Source organism: Nocardia neocaledoniensis (assembly GCF_029868625.1).
Taxonomy (GTDB): domain Bacteria; phylum Actinomycetota; class Actinomycetes; order Mycobacteriales; family Mycobacteriaceae; genus Nocardia; species Nocardia neocaledoniensis_A.
This window is the reverse complement of record NZ_JARWOJ010000377.1, coordinates 56,029-68,300: the sequence shown is the minus strand read 5'-3', so window position 1 is coordinate 68,300 and position 12,272 is coordinate 56,029. Positions and strand designations below refer to the sequence as shown.

General features: G+C 71.7%; 11 protein-coding genes. 4 read left to right on the top strand and 7 right to left on the bottom strand.

Features of this window, described 5'->3' with window-relative positions; translation table 11 throughout:
- Positions 1-165: 165 nt before the first annotated feature.
- Complete coding sequence (locus tag QH270_RS29615) at positions 166-1,683, bottom strand: DUF7059 domain-containing protein (protein ID WP_280347504.1); 1,518 nt, start codon at positions 1,681-1,683, stop codon at positions 166-168.
- Between the two features lie 213 nt (positions 1,684-1,896).
- Positions 1,897-2,643, bottom strand: a complete 747-nt coding sequence (locus tag QH270_RS29610; RefSeq protein ID WP_280347502.1) for a VOC family protein — start codon at positions 2,641-2,643, stop codon at positions 1,897-1,899.
- A gap of 414 nt (positions 2,644-3,057) precedes the next feature.
- Between QH270_RS29610 and QH270_RS29605 the strand changes: the two genes are divergently transcribed.
- Positions 3,058-4,422, top strand: coding sequence for an MFS transporter (locus tag QH270_RS29605; protein ID WP_280347500.1), 1,365 nt, complete (start codon positions 3,058-3,060; stop codon positions 4,420-4,422).
- Here the strand turns inward: QH270_RS29605 and QH270_RS29600 are convergent.
- Positions 4,393-4,749 carry a DUF3099 domain-containing protein gene (locus QH270_RS29600; protein ID WP_280347568.1) on the bottom strand — a complete coding sequence of 119 codons (357 nt, stop codon included), beginning with the start codon at positions 4,747-4,749 and terminating at the stop codon, positions 4,393-4,395. The genes QH270_RS29605 and QH270_RS29600 overlap by 30 nt on opposite strands.
- Positions 4,750-4,893: 144 nt before the next feature.
- Between QH270_RS29600 and QH270_RS29595 the strand changes: the two genes are divergently transcribed.
- Complete coding sequence (locus QH270_RS29595) at positions 4,894-5,130, top strand: DUF3039 domain-containing protein (protein WP_110036099.1); 237 nt, start codon at positions 4,894-4,896, stop codon at positions 5,128-5,130.
- Here QH270_RS29595 and QH270_RS29590 read toward each other — a convergent pair.
- On the bottom strand, positions 5,103-6,230 hold the full coding sequence (locus QH270_RS29590; RefSeq protein WP_280347498.1) for a YihY/virulence factor BrkB family protein: 1,128 nt from the start codon (positions 6,228-6,230) through the stop codon (positions 5,103-5,105). The two genes, QH270_RS29595 and QH270_RS29590, sit on opposite strands and share 28 nt — an antisense overlap.
- A 235-nt stretch (positions 6,231-6,465) precedes the next feature.
- Here QH270_RS29590 and QH270_RS29585 point away from each other — a divergent pair, with 235 nt between their 5' ends.
- The gene (locus QH270_RS29585) at positions 6,466-8,157 is read left to right on the top strand and encodes a DEAD/DEAH box helicase (protein WP_280347566.1); all 1,692 of its coding nucleotides are present in this window, start codon (positions 6,466-6,468) and stop codon (positions 8,155-8,157) included.
- A gap of 71 nt (positions 8,158-8,228) precedes the next feature.
- Here the strand turns inward: QH270_RS29585 and QH270_RS29580 are convergent, their stop codons facing one another.
- Complete coding sequence (locus QH270_RS29580) at positions 8,229-8,858, bottom strand: TetR/AcrR family transcriptional regulator (protein ID WP_280347496.1); 630 nt, start codon at positions 8,856-8,858, stop codon at positions 8,229-8,231.
- Positions 8,859-8,998: 140 nt separating this feature from the next.
- Here QH270_RS29580 and QH270_RS29575 point away from each other — a divergent pair, with 140 nt between their 5' ends.
- Positions 8,999-9,733, top strand: a complete 735-nt coding sequence (locus QH270_RS29575; RefSeq protein WP_280347495.1) for an SDR family NAD(P)-dependent oxidoreductase — start codon at positions 8,999-9,001, stop codon at positions 9,731-9,733.
- A 93-nt stretch (positions 9,734-9,826) separates the two neighbouring features.
- Here QH270_RS29575 and QH270_RS29570 read toward each other — a convergent pair whose 3' ends face one another.
- Together QH270_RS29570 and QH270_RS29565 are read right to left on the bottom strand one after the other, a co-directional pair.
- Positions 9,827-10,375, bottom strand: coding sequence for a hypothetical protein (locus QH270_RS29570; RefSeq protein WP_280347494.1), 549 nt, complete (start codon positions 10,373-10,375; stop codon positions 9,827-9,829).
- Positions 10,375-12,258, bottom strand: coding sequence for a DEAD/DEAH box helicase (locus QH270_RS29565; protein WP_432420450.1), 1,884 nt, complete (start codon positions 12,256-12,258; stop codon positions 10,375-10,377). Before QH270_RS29565 ends, QH270_RS29570 begins: the two co-directional genes overlap by 1 nt.
- Between the last annotated feature and the right edge of the window lie 14 nt (positions 12,259-12,272).

Sequence of the window (12,272 nt, the reverse complement as noted above, 5' to 3'; positions counted from 1 at the left end):
TGCCTCCTGTCGGTGGTGTCTCACTCCGATCAACGGACCCGACTTAGAGAAAGTTCCCGATCCGGTCGGCGATAAACCGCTCTGAGCTGCGGGTTCCCACCTCGACGGCTGAGAAGTTCCTGAGAAGCTCGCGGTATCGGAACCGGCCACCACCGACGTCGCGGCTCAGACGGGTCGCACCAGTCCGTGGCGGACCAACCCGGCCACCACGCGCAGCGCCTCGGCGGCGAACTCGGGGGTGACCTGCTCCGCACCGTCGGCGAGGGCCAGCAGTTCGAGCAGTTCGTACAACGGCAGACCATCCGGTCGCATTCCCGCGACCAGGGCGGCGGTGGCGTCGTCGACCTCGTGCTGCCAGCGGGGTCCGTCGCCGCGATGCAGCCGCGTCACCTGTTCGTCCCAGCCGTTCTCGCCGGGCAGGTAGACCCGCTCCAGCGCCGTGGCCGGGCTCGGTGCGAACCGGGAACTCCAGGCGAGGTTCTCGTCGGCGGCGACGGCGCGCAGCCAGGCCGAGCGCGCGAAGTAGGGCGCCACCTCGCCGCCGAGCGGGTCGTCGAAGCCGTGCGTGAGGTCCTCGGCCATCAGCTCGGTGGGGCCGTCGATGGCGTGCAGGTAGACGAAGCCGAAGCCGATGCCCTCGACGTCGGCGGCGTCGAAGGCCGCCAGCCACTGGTCGGCGCGTTCCTGGGCCGCCGGGTCGCGCGGGTCCAGGCCCGCGTCGCGCAGCCAGGTGCCGACGTAGAGGGCGGGATCGGCGACATCGCGCTGCACCACCCAGGCGTCGACGCCGTGGGTGGGCAGCCAGGAGGAGACCCGCTGCCGCCAGTCCTGCCCGTCGACGTGCACCCACGCCGCGAGCATGGCGGCGGTGCCACCTGGCGCGAGCAGGTCCGTGGCCTGTCCGATGACCAGTTCGCTGGCGCCGTCGAGCGCGAGCCCGGAGTCGCGATAGGTGTGCTCGATCCGGGCCGGGCCGACCACGAACGGCGGATTGGCCACGATCTGGTCGAACCGGCGTCCCGCCACCGGTTCGAACCAGGAGCCCTCGAGCAGTTCGATGTCGAGTTCGTTGAGCGCGGCGGTGGCCTCGGCCAGCCACAGTGCCCGCGCGTTGACGTCGGTCGCGGTGACGCGTCCCGCGTAGCCCGCCGCGTGCACGGCCTGCACGCCGCAGCCGGTGCCGAGGTCGAGCACCGTGCCGACGGGTTCGGTCGGGGTGGCCCGCAGCAGGGACAGGGACGCGTGCCCGACGCCGAGCACGTGGTCCTCGGTGAGGGTGCGCCTGCGCATCGAGTCGTCGAGATCGGACAGGATCCAGCGGGTGCCCGTCCCGGTGTCGAGCGGGCGCAGATCCAGTGCGGCCCTGACCTCGTCGCCGTCGCGCACCAGCAGGCCCGCCGCGAGCGCGTCGTCGATCCGCACCGGCGCCAGCGCCGCCGCCACCGCGCGCTCGGGCAGTGCGTCGCCGAGCAGCAGCAGCCGGACCAGGGTGCCCAGCTCGCCCGCCGCGCGTGCCGCTCTGCGCACCGGCACCGGCTCCGACCGGCCCAGCGCGGCGTGCGCGTCGGCGCCGAGCGCGTCCAGCAGGGTGTCGGCGTCGTAGCCGACCCGGGTCAGCGCGGTGCGCAGATCGGGGCACAGTGCGGTGAGCAGGGAACCGGTGGCGGTGGGCTTCGTAGGCACCCGATCACTCTGCCAGGGCGGGTCCGGCCCGGAACGACCAGCTCGGGGCTGTGTGTCGCGGGCCCGTGGGTGCCGGCACGCAGGGAGTGGACGACCAGCGGTGTGTGCCGCCGCGGCCAGGTGGGCGACGGGTCGGCACGACCGGGCGTGTGCGGCGACACGGCCGGGGTGCGTCGCCGACACGATCCAGCCGCGTGACAGGCGGCCAGGGAGTCAGGGCTTCGGAGCGAGGAGCCCGGTGTGGGGATCGCGGGCGGTGACGCAGTAGAGGCTGTCGCCGGGGTCGCGCAGGACGATCCAGTGCTGTTCGGTGGTGACGCGGGTGGCGCCGAGGGATTCGTGCCAGGCGGCGGTGGCGGCGATGTCGGTGGAGGCCAGGTCGACGTGCGCGCTCGCGGGACGGGGCTCGTCGAGCCGTTGCAGCAGGAACTGGAGGGGTTCGCCGTCGCCGCGCAGGCGGGCGAACTCGGGGCGCCGGGTCTGCAGCGTCGTCCAGCCGGTGACGGCCCGCCAGAACGCCGTGTCGACACCCAGGTCCGCGGCGGACAGGTCGAGGCAGATCTGGTCCAGGCGGGTGCGGGTCCCGTCGGGCGCGGTGTGCACGGTGACCGGATCGCCGCTGTCGCGCCGGTACGGAGTGAAGCAGAAGGTCTGTCCGGCGGGCGTTTCCAGCACCGTGTAGTCCGGCGCCGTGGTACGGACACGGGCGCCGAGCGCGGTGGCGCCGATGACGGCGGCGGAGATGTCGTCGACATCGAGGTCGAGGTGGATGCCGCCGTGGTCCCCGACGGCCTGCATCTTCACCCAGGCCGGGCCGGAAGCGGGCTGCAGCGTGACGAATTCGCCGTGCTCGCCGCGCGGCGGCGACACCGTCGAGCCGGTCACGGTCGCCCAGAATCGCACGCTGTCGTCGAACAGGTCGGCGGGCCGATCCAGGAAAGCCCACATCCAGCGAATCATCTTGCCTCCCATCGGCGGGACGAGTCGGTTCTCGCCACGCGGCGCCGTCCTCGATCGAAGTGCGCACGCGCACAGCGTTTTCCGCGCTGCCCGGCGCCCGTCGGCGTCGTGCGCGAGGGCGCGCCCCAACGAACGCTAGGTCACGGTGCCCCGTGCTGTCGACCCGTTTCCGTGCCGACGCCGGTGGTGGTGCCGAGGTCGATCAGCGTCTCGATGCGCCGATCCGCCCGCTGGTCGCACCGCGTCGCGGCACCGAACGGTTCCGTTCGACGGGTCCACCGCCCCGCTCGTGCGCGCCGGGCGGACCGCCGGGGACACATCCGGCGTGACATCCGCGCAGATTGGCAGGATATCGATGAAAGATGGCATCACGGCCACTCGATCACCCGGTGGTGGATCCGGGACGCTACTCCGATGACCGACTTGCGCGCCCCTTCGAGCCTGCCCGGTGACGAGCCGGTCGATCCCGGGACCACGATTCCGGAGCCCACGGACGAGCCCGCGACCCCGGACCGGACCCGCCTGCACCCCGCCTGGATCGTCGCGGGCGTCGGCTTCGTCGCCCTGCTCGGTGCCGCGGCGTTCCGCTCGGTCCCCAGCGTGCTGATCGACCCGTTGCACGCGGAGTTCGGCTGGTCCCACGCCACCATCTCGACGGCCGTCTCGCTGAACATGCTCCTGTACGGCCTGATCTCGCCGTTCGCGGCGGCCCTGATGGATCGCTTCGGCATCCGCCGGGTGGTCTGCGCCGCGCTGGTGCTGATCGCCGCCGGCAGCGGGCTCACCGTGTTCATGACCCAGGCCTGGCAGCTGGTGGCGACCTGGGGGCTGCTGGTCGGGGTGGGCGTCGGGTCGATGTCGATGCCGTTCGTCGCCACCATCACCGGCCGCTGGTTCGTGCGCAGCCGCGGCCTGGTCACCGGCGTGCTCACCGCGGCGGGCGCGACCGGGCAGCTGATCTTCCTGCCGCTGGTGTCGATGCTGGCGCACGAGCACGGCTGGCGGGTGCCGTCGCTGATCGTGTCCGGTGTCGCGCTGGCGGTGGTGCCGCTGGTGTGGCTGTTCGTGCGCGACTACCCCAGCGACGCGGGTGTCGGTGCCTACGGCGCACCGCCCGGGTCCGAAGCGGGCCTGCGCGTGCCGAGCACCGGTGGCGCGGGCCGGGCGCTGCGGGTGCTGGCCGACGCGGCGCGCAGGCCGGGATTCTGGCTGCTGGCGGGCGGTTTCGCGGTGTGCGGCGCGTCGACCAACGGGCTGGTCGGCACCCATTTCGTAAGCGCGGCCCACGATCACGGCATGCCGCCGACCACCGCGGCGGGACTGCTGGCCCTGATCGGGGTCTTCGACGTGGCGGGCACGATCGCCTCCGGCTGGCTCTCGGACCGGGTCGATCCGCGTTACCTGCTGCTCGGCTACTACTCGCTGCGTGGACTGTCGCTGCTGATCCTGCCGTCGCTGCTCGCCCCGCACGCCGAGCCGAGCATGTGGGTGTTCATCGTCTTCTACGGGCTGGACTGGATCGCGACGGTGCCGCCCACGGTGCTGCTGTGCCGGGAACTGTTCGGCGCCGACGGCCCGATCGCGTTCGGCTGGGTCTTCGCGGCCCACCAGGTCGGCGCGGCGATCGCGGCCACCGGGGCGGGGCTCATCCGCGATCTGCAGGGCTCCTACGACCTGGCCTGGTACGTGGCGGGCGGGCTGTGCGGGATCGCGGCGGTGATGTCGGTGCTGGTGCGCAGGCCGGCCCGGTCAGCCGTCGATGGCCTTGTGCGGACGTGAGTCGAGGGCGGCCTGGTTGCGGCGCCCGTCCCAGCGGCTCGGTTCGTCCTTGGTGCGCGGGGGCCGGTCGTTGGCGATGAGCACCGCGATCCACGGCAGCGGCACCGAGGCCACGATGATCAGGATCGACAGCAGGGGATTCTCGAACATGCTGTAGGCGACCGCGGCCAGGATCAGGCAGGGGATGCGGAAGGCCATGATGAACGTGTAGCGGCGCACCCTGGCGCGGTGCTGCTCGTCGAGCGAGGGCGCGGCCTCGGTGATCAGCACGGGATGTTTGGCGTCGGCGCCGGGGAAATAGCCGCGCGAGGTGGGCGCGGCGGGCATCGTCACCTCCGGGTCCGGTGTCGGCTCGTCGGCGCCGGAGGGCTCGCCGTAGGACTGCATACCTCCGAGTCTTCCACTCGCCGTCGTCGAGCGCACACGCGGCTGGTCAGCGCCGCACCCGCCGGATGCGGCATCATGGATGGCGTGAGTACAGACACTCTGGTACGCCCGGACACCACGACCGACGAGACGACCGGCGACGACGTCCCCAAGTTCTTCCACTACGTGAAGAAGGACCGGATCGCCGAGAGTGCCGTGATGGGCACGATGGTCGTCGCGCTGTGCGGTGAGGTCTTCCCGGTGACGCGCTCGCCCAAGCCCGGCTCGCCCGTGTGCCCGGACTGCAAGAAGATCTACGACGGTTTGCGCAAGGGCGACTGAGCCGCCTCGGTGACCGGCGCCGCCCCGGCGGCGTCGGCGGTCCCCGCACGCTCCTCGTCGTCACCGCGGACCTGGCTGCTCAGCCACTCCTTCACCTGCTCCATCCGCGTCGCCCGCGCGGGCCAGAACTCCTGCACCGCGGCGTTGAACTCCGCGCCGAGAATCAGCGCGAAGCCGAGGAAATAGGTGAACAGCAGAAACGCGATCGGGGTGGCGAGCGCGCCGTAGCTGACGCCGGTCGCGGTGATCCAGGACAGGTACCGCCGCAGCAGGTCGCTGGCGCCCATGAAGAACACCCCGGCGACCAGCGCGCCGCCGAACAGCCGGTGCCACGGCAGCGACTTGTGCAGCGCCAGCTTGTACAGCGTGGTGAGGCCGACGATCAGCAGCAGGCCGACGATCGGGTAGTAGAAGGTGTCGATCAGGCGCAGCCCGGGCTCGCGCCAGGCGTCGGGGAGCACCCGCCCGATCCGGGTGGGACCCAGCGCGATCACCGGCAGGATCAGCACCGCCGCCACCAGGAACTGCACGTACAGCAGCAGCGCGAAGATCCGCTGCCAGACCGGGTGCCGGGCATCCTGCTGGTCGTGGGCCTCGGTGATCGCGTCGACGAAGGTCGCCATCGCCGAGGAACCCGCCCACAGCGACAGCACGAAACCGACCGACACCACCGCGCCGCGCCCGCGGCCGAGCACGTCGTCCACGGTCGGTTCGATCAGGTCGGTGACCACCGACGGACTGAAGAAATCGCGGCTGAAGGCGATGATCTTCGCCTCCACGATCTGTACGGTGTCCGGCCCGAACAGCCCGCCCACATAGCCGAGGCTGCCGAGCAGCCCGAGCAGCAGCGGCGCCAGCGACAGGGTCTGCCAGAATGCGGCCGCCGCCGACTTGGCGAAGATCGAGTCGTTCCAGGCCTTGACCGACACCCGGACCACGAGCCGCCACGCCGTCACCAGCCAGCGCACCCACCAGCGGTGTTCGCGGGGGCGTTGCCCGGCGACTCCGGAATCGTCGAGGGGCAGCGCCGTCGCACCGCCGGACTCGTGCGTCCGCGGTGGGTGCGCCGCATCGGCTGCCCGGACCTGGTCGTTGCTCATGTCGTGTCCAGCATCCCGCACGAATCCCGACGATGGGGGACGGGCCGGGCATCGTGTCGGCGGGTAACAGGTAAATGGCCGGTGACCTCGGACGCGGTTGTGATGCCGGTCGCGCACCCCGCGTCGGTTTGGCGACACGCCGTACCGGGCGGCTAGGGTCGTGTGCGTGACTGGGTCGGGTGGCGCCGCTGCGGCGAAGGATGCGGGTACACCGGGCGATTCGGCGGCGGGGGGTGTGTCGGGGGGAACCCTGCGCGCCTGGCAGCGCCGAGCCCTGACGAAATACCTGGCCACCAAGCCACGCGACTTCCTCGCCGTCGCGACGCCGGGTGCCGGCAAGACCACCTTCGCGCTGCGCGTTGCCGCGGAGTTGCTGGCCGACCGCACGGTCGATCAGATCACCGTGGTCGCGCCCACCGAGCACCTGAAGCACCAGTGGGCCGCCTCGGCCGCCCGCTCGGGCATCCAGCTCGATTCCCGTTTCTCCAATTCCACCGGTGGCACCTCGGGCGACTATCACGGCGTGGTGGTGACCTACGCGCAGGTCGCGGCCCACCCCACCCGGCATCGCGTGCGCACCGAGAATCGCCGCACCCTGGTGATCCTCGACGAGATCCACCACGCCGGTGACGCGAAGAGCTGGGGTGAGGCCACCGAGGAGGCCTTCGGTGACGCCACCCGCCGCCTCGCCCTCACCGGAACCCCGTTCCGCAGCGATGATTCGAAGATCCCGTTCGTCACCTACGAACCCGACGAAGCGGGCTTCCCGCGTTCGCGCGCCGATCACTCCTACGGCTATGCCGACGCCCTCGCCGACGGCGTCGTGCGCCCGGTGGTCTTCCTGGCCTACTCCGGTGACGCGCACTGGCGCGACAGCGCGGGCGAGGAACACACCGCCAGGCTCGGCGAACCACTCAACGCCGAACAGACCGCCCGCGCCTGGCGCACCGCGCTCGATCCGGCGGGTGACTGGATCTCCGCCGTGCTGCGCGCCGCCGACGTCCGGCTGCGGCAGCTGCGCGCCTCCGGCATTCCCGACGCGGGCGGCCTGGTGATCGCCACCGACCAGGAACGCGCCCGCGACTACGCCGAACTGCTGGAACACATCTCGGGGGAGAAGCCCGCCGTGGTGCTCTCCGACGATCCGCAGTCCTCGAGCCGGATCGGCGAGTTCGCCGAGGGCACCCAGCCGTGGATGGTCGCGGTGCGCATGGTGTCCGAGGGCGTGGACGTGCCGCGGCTCGCGGTCGGCGTCTACGCGACGAGTGCGTCGACGCCGCTGTACTTCGCCCAGGCCATCGGCCGTTTCGTGCGTGCGCGCAGGCCGGAGGAGACCGCGAGTGTGTTCCTGCCCTCGGTGCCGGTGCTGCTCGATCTGGCCGCTCAGCTGGAATTGCAGCGCGATCACGTCATCGGCAAGCCGCACCGCGAGAAGAACGCGCTCGACGACGAACTGCTGATCGACGCGAACAAGACCAAGGACGAGCCGGGTGAGGAGGAGAAGTCCTTCGTCGCGCTGGCCGCTGACGCCGAGCTCGACCAGGTGATCTATGACGGCTCCTCCTTCGGCACCGCCACATTCGCCGGGAGCGACGAGGAGGCCGACTACCTGGGCATCCCGGGTCTGCTCGACGCCGACCAGATGCGGGCGTTGCTGCGGGAACGCCAGACCCGTCAACTCGCCGACCGCAGCGCGCAGGAGACCGCGCCGGCTCCCGCCGCAGTCGCCGAACGTATCGCCACCTCGGACAAGCTCGGTGAGCTGCGCCGCGAACTCAACAGCCTGGTCGCCATGCACCACCACCGCACGGGCAAGCCGCACGGCGTGATCCACGGCGAGCTGCGCAGGGAATGCGGTGGCCCGCCCACCGCGCTGGCGACCGCCGACCAGCTGAGCGAGCGCATCGCGGCCCTGCGCCGCCAGTAGGGCGGGCTGTCCGGACAGCCGTCCGCGACGATCCTCGCCGCGCCCGTCCGATGGACGCGACCGGTTCGTCGTCAGTCGTGGGAGATGCGCGCGCTCGTGCCTGTCACCGACGGCGCGAGAATCTCCAGCGCGCTGTCGACGGCGGCGCGGAGTTCGGCGTGGCCGACGCCGTCCCTGGCCTGGATCGACAGGCCGAACAGGACGGTGCTGAACAGCGCGGCCAGCGCTGCCGTATCGGTGCCGGGTTTCAGGTCGCCCTCGCGCACGCCCCGGTCGAGCCGGGCCCGGATGTCGGCGGTGGTGTGGCGGCGGGCCTCCACGAGGAAGTCGCGGACCGAGGCCGTGCGGGTCGTGTAGGTCGCGCCCGCCAGCACGACCATGCAGCCGTGCGGGAGGTCGGGGTCGGTGTAGACGCCGATGTTGTCGCGCAGCATCGCCTCGATCGCGGCGTAGGCCGTGGGTTCCTCGCGTAGCGCCCGCGCCGTGTGGGAGCCCTCGGTGCGGCCGTAGAGCTCGATGGCGGCCCGGAACAGGGCCTCCTTGTCGCCGAACGCGGCGTAGAGGCTAGGGGTGTTGATGCCCATGGCGGTGGTGAGATCACTCATCGACGCGCCGTCGTAGCCGCGTTCCCAGAACACCTCCATCGCCCGCCGCAGGGCGAGGTCACGGTCGAAGCCGCGGGGGCGGCCGCGCTCTGCCATGGGGACCCTTTCTGTACCGATCGATGAATATACCCCGGTGAGATATTTCTGTATCGATCGGTAAGAAACTATTGACGCCGGGGCGGGCGGTGCGCTTGGCTCTTTGTATATCGATCACTACAGAATTGGAGCGAGCACTGATGACGAGCAACACCGTGGCCCTGGTAACCGGTGGCAGCAGGGGGATCGGCGCCGCCATCGTCCGCAAGCTGGCCGCCGCGGGCACCGACGTGGCGTTCACCTACCAGCGTGACGAGGTCGCGGCGAAGGCGGTGGCCGCCGAGGTCGAGGCGCTGGGCAGACGCGCGCTGCCGCTGCGGGCCGACAGTGCCGACGCAGGCGAGGTGGTCGCCGCCGTCGAGCGGACGGCGCGCGACCTCGGCCGCCTCGACGTGCTGGTGAACAACGCCGGCATCTTCCCGGCCAAGCCGTACGAGGAGTTCGGCGTCGAGGAGATCGACCGCGCGCTGAACATCCATGCCCGTGCCCCGTTCGTCGCGGGGCAGGCCGCGCTGGCGCATCTGGGCGAGGGCGGGCGGATCATCTCGATCGGCTCGAACCTGACCGACCGGGCGCTGTTCGGCGGGATCGCGCTGTACAACCTCAGCAAGTCGGCGCTCAACGGGTACACCAAGGCGCTGGCCAGGGAACTCGGGCCGCGCGGGATCACCGTCAACCTCGTGCAGCCCGGACCCACCGACACCGACATGAACCCCGCCGTCGGCGACCACGCGCCCACCCAGCGGGAATTCAACGCGCTCGGGCGATTCGGCGCGCCCGAGGACGTGGCCGATCTGGTCGCGTTCCTGGCCGGGCCGTCGGGGCGCAGTGTCACCGGCGCGATCATCACCGTCGACGGTGGTACGAACGCCTGAGCGCGAACGGCTCCCTCGGCAGCCGGCGGCCTCGGTCATCCGGGGACGGGTGCTGCCGAGGGCGCGGGTCGCTGGTCGACCGCGGCCTGCCGGTCAGGGCGTTCGCGCGAAGAACTGGCTCGGGTCCAGGCTGTTGATGCTGGTCCACCGCGGCACCTGCGTGGACACACTGTCCTCGGTGGTCGCGTCGAAGAAACCCTGCAATTCCAGTGCGAGCCGCGGATTCTCGTCGACCTGCCGGGCGATCGTGTACAGCACCGCGAGCACGTGCACGCAGCGCTCGGTCCGCGCCGAACAGGAGCAGTCGGTGCTCACCAGCGTCGGCGCGGGCGAGTGCCCGGCGTCGATCAGGGTGCGGTGCATCTCGTCCGTGAGCACCGACGGGTCGGGGATCGCCGCGGCGATCGCGGTGACCGCCGCCCGGCTCAGCGGCGCCACCTCGACGTGGGCGACCGAGGCCTGCCCGCCGCGGTGCAGGTGCGCGCGGACCGTGCGCGTCCCGATCTCGGTGCGCACGCCACCGTTGCGGGCGATGCTGCGGGCGCGGGGGAGCAGCGGTTCGGGGCGGGTCTGGCGCAGCGGTTCGGCCAGGCGCACCCAGTCCTTGCCCCAGGGCGTGTATCCGAATTCGTTGTCCGGCATCAGTTCTCTCGCTTCCGTCGCAGGATGTCGACGAGCGCGTCGTCGTCGAGCCTGGCCAGTTCGGCGATGCCCGCCGCGTCGGACAGATCGGTCAGCGCCGACTTGCGGGTGTGCATCGCCGCGATGTGTTCCTCGACGGTGGTCGCGCTGGTGAGCGTGGTGACGGTGACGGTGCGGGTCTGCCCGATCCGGTGCGCCCGATCGGAGGCCTGCGCCTCGACCGCGGGGTTCCACCAGCGGTCGAAGTGGATCACATCGGCGGCACGGGTAAGGGTGAGACCGGTGCCGGCGGCGCGCAGGCTCAGCACGAGAACCGGTGGGCCATCGGGTGCTTGGAACGCGCTGACGATGCCGGCGCGCTGATCGGCGTCGAGCCCGCCGTGGAAGAACGGCGCCTCGACCCCGAACTGTTCGGCGAGGTGGCGCACCAGCAGCTCACCGGTCTGCCGGTACTGGGTGAAGATCAGCGTCGGGTCGCCGGTCTCGAGATTGGTGCCGACGATGTCGGCACACAGGTCGAGTTTGCCGGAGCGGCCCGCGAGTTCACCCAGCTCACCGGAGACCAGCCCGGGGTGGTTGCACACCTGTTTGAGGTGGGTGAGCGCCGCGAGCACCCGGCCTTGCCGTTGCAGGCCGGAACCGAAGCCCTCGTCGAGCGCCTCGGCCAGCACCGCGTCGTACACGCGTTCCTGCTCGGCGGTCAGATCGCAGAGCAGATCGCTGTGGATCTTGGCGGGCAGCGCCGCCGCCACGTGGATCTTCTTGCGGCCGAGCACCGCCGGCTCCACCGCGTCGCGCAGCCGGGCGGCCGCGTCGGCCGATCCCTCCTCGATCGGTTTGACGAACCGCCGCCGGAACTGGGTGCGATGCGCGAACAGGCGCGGCACCGTGAGATTCAGCAGCGCGAACAGTTCGTCGAGATGGTTCTCCACCGGCGTGCCGGTGAGTGCCACCTTGGCCGCGGTGGGGAGGGCACGCGCGGCCTTCGACACCTGGGTGCGCGGGTTCTTCAGCGCTTGCGCTTCGTCGAACACCACGGTCGCCCATTGCTGTTCGATCAGAGCCGCGCCGTGGAGCCGCAGCGTCGGATATCCGGTCACGACAACTGTCCCCGCCGTGGCCGGCACCTCGCCGCCCCGCCAGGACACCGCGGTCAGGCCGGGGGCGAAGCGCGTGATCTCGTGCACCCAGTTGCCCACCAGCGACGTCGGGCACACCACCAGTTGCGCCCCGTCCGCCGCGCGCCCGGTGAGGAACCCGATGGTCTGCACGGTCTTGCCGAGTCCCATCTCGTCGGCCAGGACCGCGCCGCCGTACGCGTCGACCGTCTCGCGCAGCCAGCTGACGCCGCGCACCTGATAGGGCCGCAGCGTGGCATCGAGAACGTCGGCCAGCTCGGCGGCGACGGCCTCGGTCTCGCTCAGGACGCGCACGGCCCGCTCGGCCGAGACGATCGCGCTGCCGACGGCATCGGGCACGGCGTGCGCCGCGATCGGCAGCACCGTCGGGTCGGCAGCGGCCGACGCCGCGGCGGCCGCACGATCGATCCTGTTGGTGTCCGGCGCGGCGGCGCCGCGGTGGTCCGTGCGAGTCGCGGACGCGTCGGCCGATCGCCGCGCGGACTCGCCGCGAGGTTGCCCATGGGACCGGTCCGCGGCCGCGAGCAGGGCGCGCCAGGCGCGCGCCGAGGGCGCGAGGTCGGTGTCGGGCACCATGGCCAGCTCGGCCAGCTCGGCGGGGGTCGCCACCGTGGCCGGGATCTCGATCGGTTCGATCGCGCCGCGCTCGCCGACCGGCAGGGCCAGGGTCAGCAGTTCGGGGTCGCCGACGTCGTCGGGCGCGGGGCCTGCGCCGTGTCCGGTCCAGGTCCACAGCGCGAACAGGTGACGGTCGGGGA

Excerpts from the sequence above, each read along its gene's own strand:
- QH270_RS29570 (WP_280347494.1), bottom strand. The coding sequence starts at position 10,375 with ATGCCGGACAACGAATTCGGATACACGCCCTGGGGCAAGGACTGGGTG.
- QH270_RS29590 (WP_280347498.1), bottom strand. The coding sequence starts at position 6,230 with ATGAGCAACGACCAGGTCCGGGCAGCCGATGCGGCGCACCCACCGCGG.
- QH270_RS29605 (WP_280347500.1), top strand. The coding sequence starts at position 3,058 with ATGACCGACTTGCGCGCCCCTTCGAGCCTGCCCGGTGACGAGCCGGTC.
- QH270_RS29575 (WP_280347495.1), top strand. The coding sequence starts at position 8,999 with ATGACGAGCAACACCGTGGCCCTGGTAACCGGTGGCAGCAGGGGGATC.
- QH270_RS29580 (WP_280347496.1), bottom strand. The coding sequence starts at position 8,858 with ATGGCAGAGCGCGGCCGCCCCCGCGGCTTCGACCGTGACCTCGCCCTG.
- QH270_RS29610 (WP_280347502.1), bottom strand. The coding sequence starts at position 2,643 with ATGATTCGCTGGATGTGGGCTTTCCTGGATCGGCCCGCCGACCTGTTC.
- QH270_RS29600 (WP_280347568.1), bottom strand. The coding sequence starts at position 4,749 with ATGCCCGCCGCGCCCACCTCGCGCGGCTATTTCCCCGGCGCCGACGCC.